The 19,351-nt window shown below is 57.6% G+C and carries 15 protein-coding genes and 2 pseudogenes; 7 read left to right on the forward strand and 10 right to left on the reverse strand.

What is annotated here, in order from left to right; translation table 11 throughout:
* Positions 1–114 precede the first annotated feature (114 nt).
* The 4 genes from F758_RS0138865 to F758_RS0138890 form a co-directional block, all read right to left on the reverse strand.
* Entirely contained in the window at positions 115–2,097 is a 1,983-nt protein-coding gene (locus F758_RS0138865) for a RiPP maturation radical SAM C-methyltransferase (RefSeq protein WP_035724746.1), read from the reverse strand.
* A gap of 702 nt (positions 2,098–2,799) precedes the next feature.
* Positions 2,800–4,332, reverse strand: a complete 1,533-nt coding sequence (locus F758_RS0138875) for a radical SAM family RiPP maturation amino acid epimerase (RefSeq protein ID WP_024512882.1) — start codon at positions 4,330–4,332, stop codon at positions 2,800–2,802.
* Positions 4,333–4,413: 81 nt separating this feature from the next.
* Positions 4,414–4,779 (reverse strand): Nif11-like leader peptide family natural product precursor, encoded by a 366-nt coding sequence (locus F758_RS0138880; protein WP_024512883.1) that lies wholly within the window; start codon positions 4,777–4,779, stop codon positions 4,414–4,416.
* Between the two features lie 649 nt (positions 4,780–5,428).
* Positions 5,429–6,754 carry an MFS transporter gene (locus tag F758_RS0138890; RefSeq protein ID WP_024512884.1) on the reverse strand — a complete coding sequence of 442 codons (1,326 nt, stop codon included), beginning with the start codon at positions 6,752–6,754 and terminating at the stop codon, positions 5,429–5,431.
* A gap of 342 nt (positions 6,755–7,096) precedes the next feature.
* Between F758_RS0138890 and F758_RS53605 the strand changes: the two genes are divergently transcribed.
* On the forward strand, positions 7,097–7,426 hold the full coding sequence (locus tag F758_RS53605) for a hypothetical protein (protein ID WP_502689219.1): 330 nt from the start codon (positions 7,097–7,099) through the stop codon (positions 7,424–7,426).
* A 292-nt stretch (positions 7,427–7,718) separates the two neighbouring features.
* Complete coding sequence (locus tag F758_RS53610; RefSeq protein ID WP_502689220.1) at positions 7,719–7,937, forward strand: hypothetical protein; 219 nt, start codon at positions 7,719–7,721, stop codon at positions 7,935–7,937.
* A gap of 808 nt (positions 7,938–8,745) precedes the next feature.
* Here F758_RS53610 and F758_RS0138915 read toward each other — a convergent pair.
* Positions 8,746–9,261, reverse strand: a complete 516-nt coding sequence (locus tag F758_RS0138915; protein ID WP_051387175.1) for a MarR family transcriptional regulator — start codon at positions 9,259–9,261, stop codon at positions 8,746–8,748.
* A gap of 504 nt (positions 9,262–9,765) precedes the next feature.
* Between F758_RS0138915 and F758_RS0138920 the strand changes: the two genes are divergently transcribed.
* Complete coding sequence (locus tag F758_RS0138920; RefSeq protein ID WP_024512890.1) at positions 9,766–10,884, forward strand: branched-chain amino acid ABC transporter substrate-binding protein; 1,119 nt, start codon at positions 9,766–9,768, stop codon at positions 10,882–10,884.
* Positions 10,885–11,701: 817 nt separating this feature from the next.
* On the forward strand, positions 11,702–11,920 hold the full coding sequence (locus F758_RS52420; RefSeq protein ID WP_084306024.1) for a hypothetical protein: 219 nt from the start codon (positions 11,702–11,704) through the stop codon (positions 11,918–11,920).
* Between the two features lie 132 nt (positions 11,921–12,052).
* On the opposite strand, the gene F758_RS52900 is transcribed toward F758_RS52420, so the two are convergent.
* The 3 genes from F758_RS52900 to F758_RS48780 form a co-directional block, all read right to left on the reverse strand.
* The gene (locus F758_RS52900; RefSeq protein ID WP_283805903.1) at positions 12,053–12,175 is read right to left on the reverse strand and encodes a hypothetical protein; all 123 of its coding nucleotides are present in this window, start codon (positions 12,173–12,175) and stop codon (positions 12,053–12,055) included.
* Between the two features lie 206 nt (positions 12,176–12,381).
* Complete coding sequence (locus F758_RS53615) at positions 12,382–12,507, reverse strand: transposase (RefSeq protein WP_084306026.1); 126 nt, start codon at positions 12,505–12,507, stop codon at positions 12,382–12,384.
* 139 nt (positions 12,508–12,646) lie between these two features.
* Complete coding sequence (locus F758_RS48780; RefSeq protein WP_084306028.1) at positions 12,647–14,254, reverse strand: carbohydrate porin; 1,608 nt, start codon at positions 14,252–14,254, stop codon at positions 12,647–12,649.
* A 1,572-nt stretch (positions 14,255–15,826) separates the two neighbouring features.
* Between F758_RS48780 and F758_RS0138945 the strand changes: the two genes are divergently transcribed.
* A complete protein-coding gene (locus F758_RS0138945) occupies positions 15,827–16,069 on the forward strand; it encodes a hypothetical protein (protein ID WP_024512894.1) in 243 nt (80 codons plus the stop codon).
* A gap of 265 nt (positions 16,070–16,334) precedes the next feature.
* Here the strand turns inward: F758_RS0138945 and F758_RS0138950 are convergent, their stop codons facing one another.
* Both F758_RS0138950 and F758_RS0138955 read right to left on the reverse strand, forming a co-directional pair.
* Positions 16,335–17,360 carry a hypothetical protein gene (locus F758_RS0138950; protein WP_157450381.1) on the reverse strand — a complete coding sequence of 342 codons (1,026 nt, stop codon included), beginning with the start codon at positions 17,358–17,360 and terminating at the stop codon, positions 16,335–16,337.
* Positions 17,361–17,391: 31 nt separating this feature from the next.
* Complete coding sequence (locus F758_RS0138955) at positions 17,392–17,838, reverse strand: cupin domain-containing protein (RefSeq protein ID WP_157450382.1); 447 nt, start codon at positions 17,836–17,838, stop codon at positions 17,392–17,394.
* 270 nt (positions 17,839–18,108) lie between these two features.
* On the opposite strand from F758_RS0138955, the pseudogene F758_RS48785 reads away from it, so the two are divergent.
* Positions 18,109–18,393 (forward strand): annotated as a pseudogene (locus F758_RS48785) (IS21 family transposase); the annotation flags it as partial.
* Positions 18,394–18,812: 419 nt separating this feature from the next.
* A pseudogene (locus tag F758_RS50375) lies at positions 18,813–19,351 on the forward strand (transposase); the annotation flags it as partial.

Genomic DNA, 19,351 nt, shown 5'->3' on the forward strand with positions numbered 1-19,351 from the left:
GCCGTTGATTGTGCTCAACGACGCGGGCGAACAAAACGACAAGACTGGCGCGAGCGCCAAGCAAAGGAGACAGGCGACGGGTGTGGCCCTGCAAAGTGCACACCGCAGTTTTCCTTATTCGCGCGGGAGGACCACTGGCGTGGAGCGTCGGTCGAGATAGCCACCAGGGAACGCAATCAGGGGAAGGATTGGTGTATATGGATGCCATAACGCGAGCCCAACCAGCCGCGCGTCAAGCCGTACGATCAGTTTGCGGGCGATCATGTTATCTATCGCCGCCTCAATCTCGCCCTGCATTACATTCGCCGCGCCCGGCCGATCGCGCAGGCGGGTTTCAGGCGAGCCTTCGTCCGCGGCCAGAAGAATTTCTCGCTCGAGGCCTCTGACGCGGTGTTCGCGCTCGACTGCTATGGCTCGCGTGTCCTCGACTATGATTTCGTCGCCGTTGTCCTGCATCGACAGCATAGAGAAAGCCGGCCCGCACCAGGCTCTCTGCCAGGCATCGATGCCCTTGGCGACGGCATTTAGCCCCGGGCGGCGGTTGGCGTCGCGCACTGTGAAATAGCCGCCGACATCGTTGTCTTCGCTGTCTTCGAAGTAGTATACCTGTTCCGAGAGATCGCGCTCCGACAGCGGATACACGGAGCGATAGGGGGCGGCCGGGAGCAACTTCAGTCCATGTTTCTCAGCTGTGTAATGATAGGGGCTGTAGCGCTGGTATCGCAAGCGTACCGCAGGTCCCGGCTGCAGATGATGCAGCAACGGCAACCAGGAGGCCATTTCCGCATACCATGCATCACTCTCGCCGGGAAAGCCCCACAATAAACTCCAACTGACTCGCACGCCGTACTGACGGCACCACTTCAAGAGCTGAACATTGTGCGCTGAGGTCGTTCCTTTGCGCATCAGCTTCAAAACACGAGTATCCAGGCTCTCAATACCCGGTTGAATCCAGCGGACGCCGGCGGCAGCCAGCTTCTCCACTTCGTGGCGCTTCAGGTTGGCTTTGACCTCAAAGAAGATCGCGAGCTTCTCGGGTAGCGCAGTGAGGTGAGGCAGCACCTTTTCAAGGTAGTCAATGGCCATAATATTGTCTACAGCTTCGATGCGCGACGAGCCGTAGCGCGCCGACATCTCAATCATCTCCGCTGCGGCCTGCCCCGCTGGCTTCTGGCGGTAGGTCATCGATCCGCCGTTCAGCCCGCAAAACATGCAATGACTGCGCTCGCCCCACCAGCAGCCGCGAGAGAACTCCATCGGCAGCCCGGCATGGATGCGATCGGCGTAGAGCGATGCCTCGACCTCCTCAAAATAGTCCGAGAAATCCGGCAGCGGCAGGTCACGCATGTTCTCGATCACTGCGCGGGGCACTAAGTCGCGCGTCGACGCCGCGGGATAGCCGGCCTCGCGATGCGTCGGACCGAAAACGCCAAATGGCAGGTCAGCAGGCGGAATGTCTCTGCCGCGATTGAGGATGTCCCAACACAGCGGGCCGATCAGTGCGTCAGCCTCGCCCGACACGACATAGTCGACCCATGGGAAACGCGCGTGAGTGCTCCGCCCCATTACCGACTCGCAGTTTGCTCCACCCATGAGGGTGACAAGATCAGGTGAGCGCTCGCTCAGCCGGCGCAGCAACGCGAGCGAGGGGACATGCTGGGTGAAGGTCGAGCTGCACCCGACCATAGCCGGCCGCTTCTCCAGTATCTTGTCAGCCGTCCAGTCGATAAACCCGCCGATAAGCGAGCGCAGCCTGAGGAAATTCGCGCGACGCTCGGCCATACCTTTGCCTGCGTGTATCGGGTTGCGCTCGAAATAGAGGTCGAGGAAAGCGTTTTGTTCGGGTTCGAAGTCGGGAAAAGCAACGCCCGAGAAAAGCCAATCAACCAGTGCCTCCTCTGGCGGGCAATTCTCAAGAGGTCCATAGTCGGCGATGCCTATGTATTCTAAAAACCAGATGTTGGCATATGCTATGGTGGATTGCAGTCCAGCCTGGGTCAGCGCTGATTTCAGCAGACCAAGCGCCAGCGACGGCCTTTCGACTGCCGACACAGGCATGTTGACTAGGACGATTGGCACATCGATACTCATAATCATTCCACGTTGTTCATGATGTGCGCACAGGTGCGTTCGCCCTGCCATAGGCTCATGCGCCGGACGGCAAAGTGAACTCCTGCGCGCTTCCTGACTGGAGCGGTGAACATGAAGTTGCTAATTCGGCCAGTGGGCAGCCCGCTTCGAGCCACGATTTCCGCGTCACGTTCGTTGCCCGGCGACCGAACGGCATGAACAAGCAGAGAGTGCTGGAGCCGAGCGGTGAATAATTGCCTACACGCGACTCCGCTCTTGGTATTTAGCGGCGCCACCCTCGAGTGCGACTCGCTGTTTTTCATCATCGATGAATGGATTGACGGCGTCATTCACATGGACCTTATCAAGGTTTCAGGCGCGTCGTCGTCCGCTAGCAGGGATCACCGCCAGTGCAAGTTGCAGTGGCGCGCCACGAAAAGGCACGACCTCTCCGGAACCAGCGGCACTGTCGTCTGGCAGGACCATTTGATTGACCACTGGGGGGCGAGCCATTCTTGACTTAACGGCGTGCGTCCCAGTCGTGCACCGCTGATGCCCGGAAATGAGGGCTTGGCTCGAAGCCGCAAGCGCGGAACCCCATTCTTCTTCTGTGGTCACGCCGGTTGTGCACGCCACGAAGCCACGGACCGTGGATGCGGAGCGGCTTGTCACCGCGCTCAGCACTGCTGGATGGTGGGATGCTGCCGTTGCTTGAAGCTAAGTAGTGCCTCAATGCGAATCGGCACAATCTGCACCCGTGTGGGAGGCCGCGTGTTTGACTCCTTCGATGCGCCTCGTCGTCCAGTCACCGGTCTGCCAGATGAAGCAGTCGTCGAGGTCTTCTTCGATTAGTCCGGTCATGTACAACTGATCGAGCAAGTCGGCGACCCCAAGGAGGGTCGTTCCGTCAGCTGCGACCCGAATAACCAGCTCCGACATCGTGCAGTTGCCGTCCGCGATCAAACGGCCAACGGAAATCGGGGCGAAGTCGTCGAGCACGCGGTGTTCCATGTTGCGCGAGCGAAGATGAAAGCACCGGTCCCCTGCCTTGTACTGCAGGTCCCTGCGGAAGCGGATCGGCAGGTCATGGGCTGGGCTCTCGAGCATATGCTGTTCGATCATGCTCTGTAGCCCGCCCCGGAAACCGTCAGGCGTGCTGAAGAAGCGTTCGCCCAGGATGCGGTACCCGAGAGGCCAGCGGTCGCTACCCGGCACCGGCGTCACCAGTCGTAAACGCCCCTGCCGCATATTTACGAGGAAGCCGGAAACACAGGCGATCGTCGTGTGATTGCTTTCCAGAAAGGCGATTGCACCGTCCTTGTTAGCGCCCCTGAGCTTCTCCTTCCGCTCGCGCGCGCGCCCGGCCATGGCCTTTGCCGTCAGCGCCTCGTTGCCCTGCAGGATGAGTTCGACTCCTAGCAACTCCTCAGGCGAAAACGCCGTGTGAATCTGATTAAGATGTGCCGTGCTTAGCACGGAGAAACGATTCGTCGTCGTGCGATATAGATTGAAGAGCCCGAGCACGCGCCTCGTGAGTGCCTGATCCTTGAGTGGCGCTGCCGTTGTTGTTTGCGGTAACGCGCCCGTAATCTGATAGTAGTCGAACAGAAAGCGATCGTAGTGTGGGTTGTCCATAGGATCTGTGGCCCAGTAGCAGAAGCCCGTGCGGACTGCCGAACCAAACATTTCGCTCGCGACACCAACCACGCCCCGCCAAAGCGCTGCATGCTCTTTGTTATAGTCGTAATAGCCTTTGAAGCGATCGGCCGAGAGGCCACAGAACCAACAACCGACGGTGCAGCCCTCGCTTAGCTCGAAAGCGATGATGGGGTGCGTGAGCGACGCCGCCGACACGCCCAATTGGTCATTGCAGCGCCGGATTTGCCGCTCGCGCCAAGCATGAAAGCGAGGATTGATCGTTGACATCTCGCCTTCGTCGCGCAAGAGGTCGCGATGACGCATCATCTCGCGGATATACTCATCCCACATCACAGCCAGCGGCCACGGCGCAGACTCCGGCTTGAAGCGGTATTGTTGGTAGCCACCGCGCCAGAGCGGCAGCACCTCCATTGGATCCACTTTGATGCCGTACCGCTCTGTTACCGCTCGAGGGGTGGCGATTGCCTCCGCAAGCGCCCTGCGGAACTCCACGTCACCGGCTAACCGCTCCATGAAGCGTTTGAGGTGCGACAGCGTGCGCAGCTGCTCCGGGGGGCGCCGGTCAAAAATCTGTCGGTAGTGCTCGGCGGCAGCGTGTGTCATTTGACGAAGCTTACTTCATGTTTTCATCGCACTTCATCGCCTCCTCGAGCAACCAGCCGATGCGGTCAGAGCGAAGGCATGTCAGACCTCGGCCGCGACGGCAACAATAACAACCACAACAACTGCAACGGGCTCAACTGCCGTGGCGTGGTCAGAGGCCGCTTCCGCGGCTTGCGCGCCCCTCGTGGCCACCTCTGCAAGGGCCTGCACAGCGCTGGTCAAGATCGTATCACTCGAATAAGAAGTGCCACCGGCGAGGCGTTTAGTCGTCAACTTCTGTCGAGCTCGAATGCAACTTTTAGCTTCATCAAGTGTGAAGTTGTAGCCGAGGCTCTTTCCGATCGAGACAATCGATGCAAGGCCGGTAGCAATTGGTTTTACGCGTTCAAGCAGACCACCCTCGTTCCCCAGATCGTTGACGAATCGCTCTACGTCAGTTCGCGACACAGCCAGTCTCCGTGCCTTTGCTCAAAGTCGCCAAATCATTCATCTCGGGCTCACAAGCGATTGGTGCCGACGCCGTGAACAAGGCAAGAGGCGTGCCGAATTGAAGATTGCCGGTTTTTCGCTTTTTCTGACCCTACGTATCGTCAACTTGGCAACATTTTGTTGCCGAACTGACAATCGGCCGGCTACGCGGGACGGGGTTTTCGTTGTCCCTATCCAAACGCAGCGGCTTGGGGCGATATCAAAGCGAGGGAATCACGACTTCGGACGTTGCTGATCGTTAGTGCGACCTTGATCATCAAGTTGCTTGACGAGGCTTGAATGCCCCGCTCTGGATTCGGACTGCAAAGACTACCGATCATGGTCGCATCCGTGGCACTCGCCAACAGGATTGCGCGCATCATCTAGGCTTTGCTCGTCAAGGCGTGGCATCTGCGCCGGCGGCAATGTTGAAATCTTGATCGAAAGAACACTCCAGCAAGAGGCAAGGCGCAAATTGGATGAACCTTGAAGGAGGACGTTCTCGTTTGCTCGACGCCGTTCGACTGCCGTTCCGCGATCTCTTCGGCTCGCTTGCCCACAACGTCTGCGAGGGAGGCGGCGTGCGATATGAGCCGGAGGGGGCCCGCGATCACATTGTCCAGCGCTGTCAGGGGCTTCGCTCGTTCGCAGCGCTCTGAACTTTCGGCGGTGCGGTCTCGGGCATCATAAGCATGGCACAGAGTCCGGCCGCGGTAGCGACAAGCATGTACCAGGCGGGCGCCAGAGCGCTGCCGGTAACATGGATCAGCCAGGCGACGACAGGCTGAGCTGTGCCTCCGAACATCGCTATCGCCAAAGCGTAAATCGTCGCGAAGGCGCCACCGCGAATGTTCTTGGGCAAACCTTCGGCCATGCTCACATAGAACGCGCTATATGGAATCGTTCCGATGAGAGTGAGCGCGCCGAGGCCTCCGAGAAGTGCGAGGGCACTGCGGCTCTCTGCGATCCACAAGAACACCGGATAGGTCATCAGCAACGCACCGATCTGCGGCCATATCATGATGTGCCGGCGTCCGGCTAGATCCGCGAGCCAACCACCCAGCAACGCGGCAGCAATTCCTACCGTATTGCTGATGAGCGTGGCGGCAAAAGCGAGAGGCGCAGAAACTTGCAGGGTGTTCAGCGCATAGGTGGTCATATATTCCGTGACATAGGTGATAATCGTGCAGCTGGCCAAAATGACGAATCCCAAGCTCATGATGCGGCGAGCGGCAGGCGATCTCATAGACTGGACGACGGGAGCCGGGCCTTCGGGGCGGTGCAACGTTTCCGCCAGGGCGCTCCGCAACCAAAGTCCGAACGGTAACGTACCGGCGCCGAGCAAAAGCGCGATCCGCCATCCGTACGCGTGCAGTGCCTCGCTTGTCATGGTGAGGGAGAGTATTTCTCCAATCAACGCTCCGGCCGTCGCAGCTATCTGTTGGCTGGCGGGCTGAAAAGAAACGGCAAGACCGCGGGCTTCGGCTGGTGCCGCTTCCATCAAATAGGCGGTAGTCGGACCGACTTCACCTCCGAGAGCGAAGCCCTGCACCAAACGTGCGAAAATGGCCAGCAACGGAGCAGCAATTCCTATCGTCTCGTACGAGGGCGTAATAGCCAACACAAGGATCGCTGCGCTCATCATCGCAAAGCTGGCGGTCATCGCGGGCCGGCGCCCGACCCGATCCGAGTACGAGCCGAGCACGATGGCCCCGATCGGTCTGGTTACAAAACCCGCGCCAAACGTCGCGAGCGACAACATGAGGCTGGCGAACGGGTCCCTCGCCGGGAAGAACGCCTGACCGATCTGGATAGCGAAAAAGCTATAGGTCCCGAAGTCATAGAATTCGAGAATATTGCCGATCGTTGCGCCCAATACGACGCGGCTGGTCAAGCGTTCGTCTGCCGCAACGAGGACCGGCTCCAGCCTCTCCTGAGTAAATTGCCTGGACATCCTCGATCCGCCTGCAGCGCGATCCCTGGACCGAACATTTCGACCAGCCAGGTCGCGCACGCTGCATTCCACTTGCCCAACACGCCTTCTCACCTTGATGTGGCCGGCCCCCGCGCGCCAGTGTTCCACATGTGGACTGAAGCATGTCGCTCATGACAACGCGTGCAATAAAAATGCCTGCCTCTTGCAGCCCATTGAAGCCTTGAACTGATCGCGGCAGTCGCCAGCAAAGATTAAAAAAGGGACCCGCCGCAGTTGCCGGGCGCCGGCGCTCGTTCTGCTCATGTGCAATGGGCGAGTTTGCGTACCGCTCGGTTTCCGGAGTCTGTGAGGGACGCCCTCATGGGAGAGAACGGGCAGGTGCGTCTGCCAGGGACCTTCATCGAAGATGCGTTTCCGGCATTCGTCTCGAAGGTCGACGCCGTTCTGAACGGAGCCCCGCTGGGCGCTGAGCACCGCGCCGTTTTGGAAGGAGTCAGGGAGCGGCTTTCGGAATTTGCGTCAGGGGTGGGCGGCATGGTTGCCAGCCTGAGGGATGCCGGAACGGGAGCCGACCTTCCGTTGGAATTGCTGGACGAGATCGTGGAAGGTGCGTGGGTTACGGCGAGCGAAGTCGTGCAGCTGCTCGCAGTGCAGCCAAAGATAGCAGCCATAATTGAACCGCCGGCTTGAGCTGCGCTGCCGGAAAATACTGGGCACTGCAGCGCGCAGGAAGGGCAAAGGCAGGCTCGCAGCGGAGGCAGGCGAGGGGGGTTCGACAGCCGGGAGGCCTGAGCCGCAGCTCGGCGCGCCCGACCCTGGCACGGGCCCAACAGCCAAGCTTATCGTACTCTCGGATTTGGGTACGAAGAAACTCGCGAGCGTGGAGGAGGCCCACGCGAGGGCGTCATTGTCGACGAGCGGACACATGGCGCTGTGGTAGGCTCCGCCGTCCAGGAAAGCCCTGACAGGGCGGCTCAAGCGATTGGACGAACTTTTGCAGTTCGATCTGCCCGCTCAGCAAAGCGCCGTCTCGCAAGCGCGTCAGATGAAACCCGAGGACGCCGAGCGCGCCCTAAATATCGTCGTCGAGCGCCTGCAGACGCAGGCAGCGGAGATTAAGGCCTGTGTAGCCGCGCTCGAGGAGCCTCGTCGAGGTGGCCTGCTCACGGTTGCGCAAGTGCCGAAATGCGCGACAAAATAGTCCGGCTCGAGACGATGTTGTCCGAAGTGCAGCGACAGGCACCGCATTGAAGGCGCGAAAAGCCTCGATCCTAGCCGATTGCATAGTGACTATGCCGTCAGCATCAAGCGAGAACGGGTCGATCAAGATTGTCACGCCTGAAGATCGGTCGAGGCTCACCCGCGAATTCTGACGACCGGTGTTACAATGTGTCCCGCTGCTAAGTGGTTATATCCCGAGCCGGAGCGCTACTTGTACCATTTCGGCGCCTTCCTTGATTACTATGCCGGCGAGCCGTACGCGGATCGAAGCGGCGCGTATTCGAGAGCGGAGACAGGCGCGTTTCTGTGGTTGGCGGATCCTATCAGTCGCAACCAGCTGGCGCGAAAGTCCGCTGCACCTCGCGTCGAGCTGTCTTTTCGCGCCAGTGAGCGCGCTGTTCACTAAGCTGCGGTCTAAAACTTCGGCGGAAGTGGCCCGTGAGCCCGAGGCTCTTGATCAACGTCTCCAGGCGGGGGTCGCGAACGATAGGGGGCACTGAGCAACAAGAGGAACAGCGCTCTGTTGGCATCATAGCTGGCCGCTGATCGGCTAATTCTTGAGCCGGTCATTACCAACGTACCTTCTTTCGTGCAGACCGACCACGACCACCTTCGCCGGCGCTGTTTTATGAAAACCTCGAAAAATGGGAGTCGATCAGACATGGCATCAGTCCCTGCCTCCCCGATATCTTAAATGTCTTAAATGTGCTATGTCCTTCGGCCTGCAGTCCCGCCATCGAAATGCCCACCTGGAGTTCGGTCATTCCTGGCGATCGTGCGTGTGGTGCTCACAAATCCAGAGCGATCTTTAAACGAGCTTTCTCGAGGCGCTCTCGGACGCCTGCGAGCCTGCTAGCGAACTCACTCAGTCCGCGAACGTTGAATTCACCAAAGACCAATTTGTCGATTGCCTCCTGTTGTGATGAGAGGCCCGCCAGATGCTTGTAGGTTCTATCCGTCAGAGACATCTCCACGATACGGCCATCGCTCGTAGAGGGCTTGCGGCGAAGCAAGCCCTTTTTCTCCAGCAGCTTTGATTGGGTCGTGACGAACGAGGAGTCGACCTTCATCAGCTTGGATACGGCATTGACCGGAACGCCGTTGCCCCGGTCCAAGCCCCACAGCGCGATCAAGATCATCCACTGCGGTGCAGTAATGCCCAATGCATCCGCCCGCAATCGGCAGAGTTCTTCCAGAAACAGATTGACGGATCTGATCTCCCACATGAAGCGCCAGACCACGTCATCGTTTGCAGGAGCGCTGCTGCCAAATGGTGCTTTAGGAATACCCAAATCCAGCGGCATCATATTTCAGGTTGAATACTCAAACTGTTCCTCCTTACCGCAAATCAAAAATCGGGACAATGCTGCGAGGTCGTAGACCGAACAGTTGGTACGTTTCGGACAAAAGTGAGATGTTCCGATGCAGATCAGGCGTTTGCCGGCCCCTTTTGTACGAGACGTACAGAGCTATCCCTTTGATGCCTGCTTAATTGAGCTAATCTTGATCTGGCAAGTTGTGCGTTGCTCTCGTGAGCGGAGCGGGCCCTGTGGAATCTAACAGTGCTCTACGAAGTAAGACGGAAGGAGACATCGCAAGTGTCGGTCGCTTGGTCCGAACTCTTCGATGCGCGCTATCTGCAAGGCCTCACACCAATCAGGGCTGAGGCTAGAGCGCAGGCAGAACCCTGGTCAAAAGCGACAACTCGCACCCTGTTGATCAACGCTATCGAATTCGCGATCGAAACAAAGATGCCTGGACTTTGAGGCGACGAACGCAAGCCGAAAATATTTACTGTGGAGGACTTCATGAGCTCAATGAGATTAATCGGCCTGGCCGTTAGCACGTTAATCGCACTCTCCACCAATGCATTCGCTGAAGACATCACCATCGCCGTAGCCGGGCCGATGACCGGCACCGAATCCGCCTTCGGCCGCCAGATGAAGAATGGTGCCGATATGGCGATCGAGCAAATCAATGCGGCCGGCGGCGTACTGGGTAAGAAGTTGGCGCTCGACGTCGAGGACGATGCCTGCGATCCCAAGCAGGCGCGCTCGGTGGCGGAGAAGATTGGTGGCATGAGGATCCCATTTGTGGCAGGTCACTATTGCTCGTCTTCTTCGATCCCAGCCTCCGAGGCTTATGCAGAGAACAACGTCTTGGAGATCACGCCGGCCTCCACCAACCCGACCTTCACGGAGCGAGGGCTGTGGAATGTCGCTCGCGTCTGCGGTCGCGATGACCAGCAGGGCGCAGTTGCCGGCGATTACATCGCCAAGAGTTTCAAGGGCAAGAACATCGCGATCCTCAATGATAAGACCACCTATGGCAAGGGTCTGGCCGATGAGACCAAGAAGGCGCTCAACAAGGCTGGCATTACCGAAAAGCTCTATGAGTCCTACACCAAAGGGGACAAGGACTTTAATGCCATCGTATCGCGGCTGAAGTCCGAGAACATCGATCTCGTCTATGTAGGTGGGTATCACCAGGAGGCCGGCCTGATCCTCCGCCAAATGCGCGACCAGGGCCTGAAGACTATCCTAATGGCTGGCGATGCGCTTGCCGACAAGGAATATGCCTCGATCACCGGCCCCGCCGGCGCAGGCACGCTGTTCACCTTCGGACCCGATCCGCGCAAGAAGCCGAGCGCGGCCGCGATTGTCGAGAAATTCAAGGCGAAGAACATCGATCCCGAAGGCTATACGCTCTACACCTATGCCGCCATCCAGGTGTGGACGCAGGCTGTGGCGAAGGCCGGTACCTCAGATCCAAAGAAGGTGATGGACACCATCAAGGCCGGCTCCTGGGATACGGTCATCGGCAAACTGGAATATGACGCCAAGGGCGACATCAAGCAGCTCGACTATGTCGTCTACAAGTGGGACGACAAGGGCGGCTACGCCGAGGTGAACCCGAAGGGATCCTGACGGCTGAAGCCGCCACAGAACCAACGCGTCGCGCCAGAGCCAGGCCGAAACACATCCCCTGGCTTTGCGAGGACCATTGAGTGTTCATGAGGGAGGGGGCCATTTGAATCATGAGGAAAAGTGGATCCGCCTTTCGGGAGGCGCTGTACACGGGCATTCTTCGAAGCGACTATACAGCAGATGGGCGAGATGCTCAGGCAAGCCAGCGCTGGAAGGCGGGTTCACCAGCTGAGGTGTGCACAGGAGGCGCTACGTTAAGCACCAATGTGTTGTACGAAACTCCGAATACTGGGAAGTTAGTTGATCAAGCTGACGCAAAGCTCATTTTTTCAGCTGCCGATGCTTAAAAAGAGACGGCCGCGAGGTCGATTATGGAGTATGTGGCGGCGGCCCTGACGCTCTCTTGCCGGACCAGGGCCAGCTCTATTGGACCAAATACCGCGAGCGTTTATGGTTCTGGTGCTTGCCTAAGTTGCTGTTTGCATCACCGACTGGGGTGTTCCACGCGCCCGATTGCGTGTAGCCTCGTGTCGATTCGCACGCGCAGTCACACTCATGCCTTTATCGTCGCGCTATCGCCCAGAATTTGGAGAGCATTTCATTGAAAATGCTATCAATCCAGATAGTGGACAACGAACATTGCTCTGAGGCTTAATCGATGAGATTGAGAGGCCAACCGGTTGGGGAAACATGCGCAGCCGCATGTGTTCTCGCCGCGCCGCTGCAGCCACGCGCGCCTGTTCCTGATATCCTCTCCTTGGAAGACCGGACATCGCAAAGCAGATAGGAACGCCGGTTTACCGGCGAGCGAACAATCATGCCCAATGCCTATATCATTGAAGTCTGTGACCGGGCCGCCGGCATCGTCACCCGCAACGAACAGGGCTTCCGTTTCTTTTCCGCGGAACGCATGTTCGACAGTCTCGAAGGCCGCCAATTTCGTTGCGCGCGAGATGCTGAGCTCGCTGCGAGAGCTTTGCTTGAGCAACGGCAACATCTTGGGACGTCTCCTGAAGCTGGCGCGTACCCCCATTGACGACCGGCGCAACATGCGCGGTTCTATGAGTTCGATGTTCAGCCCACGCTGCTTGGCGGCTGGTCGCTTATTCGGGATGGGGTCGAATCGGATGACCAAGGCGGCAGCACGTTCGTTGAGGTAGGCGCGAAGCTAGTTGCTGTCGAAGGCCTTCTCGTCCATCAGCGCCGCAAAATTGGGATCCGTGATCAGCGGCTCGCGTGATGACCGGGCAAAGGACGGAGCGAACGACCGATGGGGTCGATCGGCGGCCATAATTTTCGTCCTCAAGCCGCCGCGCGAGTGGCCCATGGCCTGATTTTTGAATCCTCCCGTTTGCGCGGGTGCCATGCTGATGGACCCGGACGAGTGTGCCGTCGATGAGGACATATTCGAAACGGGGTCGTCGCAAAGGGCCTTGAAGAGGCGTTATCCATGACTCCTTTCCACGCCCAGCACCAGAAGCGCGCATATGACCTGAACTACTTCCCAAAGGCCTCCGGCAGATCGCGCCACGGCGAAGCGGTGCGGGCAATCCAAAGAACGGATTCCATAAACAGCCGGTTGTCACGCCCACTGCTGCCGGGGTCACCGCCTTTGCCGGACACTGCGGCGCAATCCGGTTCCTACTTGCGCGTCGCTCAACACCAATCGCCTCAGGGCTGATGTCCAATTCTCAGCCTTAAATCAATTGTCTACTGATTTTGGAATCTTGTCTTTAAAATACACGACTGGCGACTTGAGCGCTTAGAAAAACACCGACGTAGATACCAGAAAGTTCAAAGCATGCCCGGTTTCACGTGTGTGTGTAATGCTCGTCGGCTTGTTGATGTATGTCAGTCCTACGCTCGCGTAGATCCCGGGTGCAAGATGCGCGGTATAGGTGCCGGAGATCGCGGTACTTTCGCGATGCACGAGATCTCCTTTGGCCAAGGCTGCATCCACCGCAAATTTGCTCCAGACGGCGTTGGTGGCCACAAGCGCAATCTGATCAGTGGGGCGGCTGTCAAACAGTCCCTTCGCATAAAGGCGAAGCTCGTAATATTGACTAACTCTATTCAGGTCAGGCGGAGCGTACATTACGGAGAATCCACCATAGATGCCGCGATATGCCGAGACCTGGGCATCAGACTGCCAGAGTTGCCTGTCCGCGGCGACGTAGTAGATACTGTTTGCGTCGGCTCTCGGTTGCGCCGGATCCTGCAAGTTCTTGTAGCTGCTGTTGTTGAAGCCGGCGCCGATCCGCAACCAGGTCTCGGGTAAGCCCGGAGCAGCTTTGTTCTTGTACCCAGCTTCATCAAGGAACAGAATGCCGGTGTGCTCCGTGCTCCAGTTTAGGCCGCTGGGATTCTCGGTTAGTTGCGCATACTGACCGTCTGGACTGATTGAGCGCTGGAGCGAGAACTTATTATATAGATGATCATCAAAATTGTACTTCAGGTTGAGAGCTGGCGTAGGCGCGGCATTGTTGCTCATCCCTGCTTGATACAGAATATTCGACGAAGGGGCTGAAACGCTTGCTCCTGCATTCCCTCCGACCAATGTGCCAGCGAACTCATTTAAATTTCTGAGGTAACCCGTTTTGAGTTCGAGTTTCCTGTCGAAAAATGTCTGGTAGTAGGCAAATGTATTGAGACCGACTCTATCTGGCCCCCCTGGTTTCCATGTCCAGTATTGTTGCTCGACGCCTGCGATGATCTGACCATCGGGTATTCCAAAGCGGCTGAGATCGTACGTCATGATGAAGAAATTCACGGTACCAAATGTCGGATTCTGGCCCATGAATGACTGATTTGGCATCGTGCTTCTGGCTGCATTTGGTAGTCGATTATCTATAAAGGTGTTCACTGTCCCGCCAACATAACCGATGCCGACATCTGCCAGCGCCGATCTAATCCCTCCTTTATCCTGATCTACAGTATCGGCAGGACCGGGTATGACGAGCCACATGCCTTTTTCGCGGAGATTGTCAAATTTTGCGAATGGATCGATCCTCTTTTGAGTTCTCTTAGCAACTTCATCGGAATGGTGGCCCTTTCCGTTAGGCTGCGTCGCAGTTGGCTCTTGTGCCGAGCTGCCGATGTCACGCGCTGCTGCTTTGGGCCGGCGGGGCCGCACGGTCCTGGCAGGATCCGTCTCTTTTAGTAGTGTTCTTCTGGCAGCCGCATCCGGAGGGTCGCTCTTGAGAGAATGGTCGTTGGCTGCTTGTGCGAATGCCGAACCGCCGGTGAGAGCCGCTGCCAGCGAGAGTGCGATAACAGGCCCTCCTTGGCCGGTATTTTGTCGAAAGCTGAAAGCCGGTGCCGCGGCCGAGTAGATTTCATTCAACATCGCCAAGCTAACGCGACCATGCATAGTGAGCTCCGCTTCTGTATTGTTGGATTTGATGGATTGCGCTCCGACCTGATCGGCCGGAACTGACCAGTATTTGGGGTATGAAGTCGGTCCGGAGTGACGCTTCGCAGCAGGTGCCAGTATCAATCTCGGCGAGGCCCGCTTAGCCTTCGCGAGGCTGGTTACTGGGGGGAGTGCCGCACGCCATGGAATGGTTGGGGTCGTATGTGGCGAGCGCGCCATACCGCCGAGATTCGAGATCGACAGTTGCAACGTAGTTCGGCCGCGTCGTCTCGGCGTCGGGAGCGGGCACTATTGTTCGCCGCCTTTGCTGAGCCAGATAGTGGCAGTCGATCGACGCACCGTAACGTTTTCACCATTTGCTGCAAACGAGCCATCTCTTTCACCATAACGGTGAGAAGAATTTCTGATGCCGAAGATCCTGGTCGAAGAAGACGATTCTTCGAGAAGATAGAAGTCGCCGGAACGGAGGGCCTCGCGTGCCAGCTAGTTGGCGGCACTGCGCTTGGTTCGCATGCGGTGGCTGAGAGACGAGGCAGTTGACAGGCTAGAAGCCAAGAGGCCACTGAAACATGCGCGCTCGGCGATCGCGCGATAAAGTCGATCATGGAATTCGTGAAAACCAGAGATAGCGGATGGAGGAGACTTGATAGCTGCAGGCGAGGGGGCGGCACATTTGTCAGGACCGTTGGGTGCGGCCGGATCTATATTTCATCCGGATTTCCTTGATGTGGCCGTCGCGCGGGGTTCATTGACACTGAGTGCCATGTCTGCCTCACGTCCATCAATTGCTGAAGTTGGTAGTTGACTTGCGCGCGCTCTGACGCATCCGGCCACGACGCACGCACACCATCAAGCCTTCAACCTCGAAGGCGCTGGGGGCAATTTCATGTTCGATGTGGGCTCGGCTTGGCGTGCCGAGTGGACGGTGTACCGTGGGAGCTGCGCGAGAGCGCTCGGCCCCAAGTGGTCGCGCCCGTAACCTCCCGTAGCTCCGGATCACAGTAGGATTTAGAAGTGGCTCTCGTCTGCTGAGGGCTGACGGCATTCTTAGCCGCGTAAAACAGACGCTTGCGGTACGAGCTACACGGAGATCAGTTGCCGTGAGTGGTCGATTTCCTTCCTCGCTCGGGCTTCGGATTTCCTCGTTGCTAGTCTTACGGCTGGGCTCTGTGTTCAGTCCCAACCCGGATTCCTACAAGGCCAGGCAGACGATTCTGCCGATTGCCCAAAATCGGCGACTGCCAGGCGATGGTGCGTTGGTGTGTGAATGGGGTTGCGCAGCTAGGTCTGCGCCGAATGCGGGTGCCGCCGCATTAAACGCGACAGTGCTCGCACTCACAAGAAATAGGCCCCTTTTTTCGGGCTTCCCTCCTTTGGGTGGCCTCTAGCAACCCGTGTCCCATCAACACCAAGTATGATAGCTGCGGCACAATATTGAGTTCTTTAGCTTGAATCTCGTGCTGCGAAAGGCTGTAAGCTCACAACCTCACTATCAACAAGTTACAAATGAAAGGCTTTGACGGCATGCCATGTCGGGCGTGCGCGTCAATGCCAGGGGTGGAATGAAGCATGATCAAAGCAAGCGAGCCGTCAAAGTCGCAGGCCGAAAAGCCCACGTGGCTGGAAGAGATCGAAGGCGCGCGGGCGCTGGAATTTGTCGAGCGCCCAAAATCGCAAAACGCTGCAGGTGTTTGGTGGCGCAGCACATTCGAGCGGGAGCGTTGTTTGGTTGCGAAGCCCTCAGTCGAAATTGCAAGGCAGCAAAGTTCGCTCATGCTTGGAGAGCACGCGGGCGGATTGCGGCTAAGCTGATCTTTTCAAAGAACTTCCGAGATTGCCCAGAATCCACGCCATCACCAGAAGTGCAGCCAGGAGAAGCCGTCTCTCCCCAATGCAGCCGAGCAGACCGCCGGTACCAAGCTTGCCCAGAACCAGGAGCCACCACGAGCGGCGCTGATCGACCGAAGATAAAGATAGGCGCCGATCAACGTGCCGTAGTTCCAAGCTTCAAGGAGATGATGGCAATCTGAAGGATGATCGCGAAAGCAAGAACACGCTAAGCGGCAACTATGTCGCCCTACTGGGTAATGGCACTAGCGAAATGTGGCATCACGTACTTCAACGCGACGCCAGCGTTATGCGATGACGGAAACTCTTGTGCGTACTTCTGGGACGCTTCGTCTGGAAAGTGGCAGACGCGATTTGGAATTGCAGTTACATAAATGAATGGCGCTTTGTCCCATTTGGACCGAATGACGCCATGCGTCGTTTCCACCGACGTTATGTTCGTGGCTCCTGCCTTCTTTGCTAGCGCAATAGCCTTAGAATCAATGTCGCAGTATGGAGGAGGGGCGCCCGGCCCTACCGACGGAATGTTTACCGAGCTAATTCCCACAGCGTCACCATCAATGAGGAGCTGAAGCGCGCCCGCAGGACGAATTTGCGGTGCAATCATTTCGAGGCTGATAGCCTCCATAGTTTTTTGATCGGCGGCTACGCTAGTGAAGAACGATGCCGGTGTTTTGCTCGGAACAAGCTTCTCCATGAAACCGGACCATTCCCAAGTACCGCCAGGAAACCCGGGAACGTCCTTCGCGGCATCATGAATGTAGATTGTTCCGCCAATCGTGCTGCATCCGTTGTTTGAGGCAAGGCCCGGATAGCCAGCGGTGCCGAACGCAACGACCCCGTCAGGCGCGCTGGCCGGACTCGTGTAATTGGTGATTAGGTCCATAGCCGTTATTTTGTCGCCACTGACTCCTTTCGTGTTGGCAAGATCATCAATGCACCAAATCTCCACGGTTGCTGATAGAGCTTTGCCCGAGGGATCCTTAAGCACGTCGATCAGGCAGCGCGGTTTTTGGCGATCTGTTGGTGGGTCTGTTTGAGGGCGCGGCCAAGCCACATTGTATGGAATACTAAGGTTTGGATTGTGCTTCATCTGGTTGCAGGCGGCGGCCATAAGACCGTCTGCTTCGTGATACCGATTAGCAACGACGACAATTCGAAGTTTTTTGGCGGGAGTCGTTTGGGCGAGTGATGCCGTGGGACCGGTGACCAGCGTTGCACCAGCACTCGCCAGAAAGGCTCTTCTATCTATCATGGGCTCCCTCGACAATGTTGCGCTCTGAACCCTACGATGCACTCATAATATTTTGCGCGGAGAGTTGGGTCGCGCCGATCTTTTCGACCGTTCCATCGTACTTGTAATAGAAAACATCGCCGTTCTCCAAGAAGTACACTGGCATAGCTGAGAATAGCTTGTACTGGATCGAGTCTTCCTCTGCGATGTAACCGCCATGTTTTTCCCCGGCCGGGATTACATCGAATGTGCCAACGGTAATAACTCGTCCTTCAGTTCGCACTCTTCCCTTTATTAGGAATAAAGTCTGCACAGTCGGATGGTAATGAACCGGGAAAACGGCCCCGTTATCGATCTTAGCAAGTTCGATTGTTGTGCCCATCACTGGGTCGCAGAATAGGACCTTGTTAGAAATTCCTGGCCAAGGCATCGGCTTCCAAGGATACTTCTCGTGATCGCCAACGCACGAATAGATTTTGGCGCGATCCAATGCATGCATAGTTCGCCTCCATATGGCCGTTTCCGAATAACACTATAAATAGTATCTTGTCAGCAAGGTAACCCGGACGCAAGTTCGATGATCAATGGCAGGTTAGATTTCTGCTCGCGCTGCCAACCAGCGCCAGCGAGATAGGTCGTTGCACGTCCAAGGCTAAGCAGGCGTCGGATTCCGACGGATCACATCGAGATAGATCAACGGAGTGCGAGCGCCTTTACGTGTCATGCTTCGGACTGGAGCTGAGGTCGGAACGCGGGGCCTTAGCCCGCGAAGACCGCGGTGGAGACGATCTTCGGCGGGAAGGGGCGCTGTAGAATCGCCGCTTCCTGCAGATGTGCAGCCACTACTTGGTCGACCCCGTTGCCTGCACGCCGGCGTCGGGCTGGGAGAAGGGGCAGGTCGAGAACCAGCTCGGGCTGGTCTGGTAACGCTTCTTCACGCCGCGGCTGCGGTTCGAGGGTCAAGAACCTTGCCGAGTTGAGTGCTTGGCTGCTCGACAAATGCATCGCTTACGCCAAGGCACATCGCCATCCAGAGCTGGCCGATCAGACGATCTGAGAAGTGTTCGAAGCCGAGCGCCCGAAGCTCGTTCCCTATGCCGGCCGCTTCGAGGCAGGCCTCGTGAGGTGGGCGCGGGGTGAACTGAGCGCGCTGGCTCATCAAAAAAGCACTCGAGCTATCAGCCTGGAAAGGACGAAACCGCACAACTGTTAGCGGAAGGGGTAGACACCCCAATCAAGGAACTTGCGGAGAAGGAGAAGGAAGAAGCGGACCGCGCGCTCGATTGAGCTGACGGCGTTACCATGCCGCTACGGTCAAGAGCGCCTATCGAGAGTCAGGAACAACACGTCCGGTTTACCCCTGAGCGGACCGATGCAGTCGATTTGGGCCGCTGGATCGCGAGCCGACGCTGACCTTGCCCCTTTCGGTTAATCCAGTTTGAAGTTCGTTCTGGCCCAGACTAGGACCGGAGCATGAAGCGCAACCGGTTTTCGGAAGAACAAATCATCGGGATTTTGAAGGAGCACGAGGCCGGCGTTTCGGTCGCCGATCTGTGCCGCAAGATGGCGACAGTGAGGCCAGCATCTACAAATGGAAAGCCAAGTTTGGCGGGATGGAGGTCTCGGAGGCCAAGCGGCTGAAGACGCTTGAGGACGAGAACACGCAGCTAAAGCGGCTGCTAGCCGACGCCATGCTGGACAACGCGGCGCTGAAGGACCTGTTGGGAAAGAAGTGGTAACGCCCGCGGCCAAGCGGAAAGCTGTCGCGCATCTCATGGATGCCCACGGGATGAGCGAACGGCGGGCGTGTAAAGCGATCGGCTATTGCCGCGTGACCATCAGATACCAGACGACCCGGGGCGGATGATGCCTCCCTGCGTCAACGCATGAGGGCGATCGCCCAGGAGCGCCGCCGCTTCGGCTATCGGCGCCTGCATGTTCTGCTCAAGCGGGAGGGTCATGTGATCAACCACAAAAAGCTATTCCGGCTCTACCGGGAAGAGAAGCTCGCG

Source organism: Bradyrhizobium sp. ARR65, from assembly GCF_000472385.1.
Taxonomy (GTDB): domain Bacteria; phylum Pseudomonadota; class Alphaproteobacteria; order Rhizobiales; family Xanthobacteraceae; genus Bradyrhizobium.

Coding starts and splice junctions, on each gene's coding strand:
- F758_RS0138865 (WP_035724746.1), bottom strand. CDS start 2,097: ATGATTATGAGTATCGATGTGCCAATCGTCCTAGTCAACATGCCTGTG.
- F758_RS0138875 (WP_024512882.1), bottom strand. CDS start 4,332: ATGACACACGCTGCCGCCGAGCACTACCGACAGATTTTTGACCGGCGC.
- F758_RS0138890 (WP_024512884.1), bottom strand. CDS start 6,754: ATGTCCAGGCAATTTACTCAGGAGAGGCTGGAGCCGGTCCTCGTTGCG.
- F758_RS53605 (WP_502689219.1), top strand. CDS start 7,097: ATGGGAGAGAACGGGCAGGTGCGTCTGCCAGGGACCTTCATCGAAGAT.
- F758_RS0138915 (WP_051387175.1), bottom strand. CDS start 9,261: ATGCCGCTGGATTTGGGTATTCCTAAAGCACCATTTGGCAGCAGCGCT.
- F758_RS0138920 (WP_024512890.1), top strand. CDS start 9,766: ATGAGCTCAATGAGATTAATCGGCCTGGCCGTTAGCACGTTAATCGCA.
- F758_RS52420 (WP_084306024.1), top strand. CDS start 11,702: ATGCCCAATGCCTATATCATTGAAGTCTGTGACCGGGCCGCCGGCATC.
- F758_RS52900 (WP_283805903.1), bottom strand. CDS start 12,175: ATGGCCGCCGATCGACCCCATCGGTCGTTCGCTCCGTCCTTTGCCCGG.
- F758_RS48780 (WP_084306028.1), bottom strand. CDS start 14,254: ATGCATGGTCGCGTTAGCTTGGCGATGTTGAATGAAATCTACTCGGCC.
- F758_RS0138945 (WP_024512894.1), top strand. CDS start 15,827: ATGATCAAAGCAAGCGAGCCGTCAAAGTCGCAGGCCGAAAAGCCCACG.
- F758_RS0138950 (WP_157450381.1), bottom strand. CDS start 17,360: ATGATAGATAGAAGAGCCTTTCTGGCGAGTGCTGGTGCAACGCTGGTC.
- F758_RS0138955 (WP_157450382.1), bottom strand. CDS start 17,838: ATGCATGCATTGGATCGCGCCAAAATCTATTCGTGCGTTGGCGATCAC.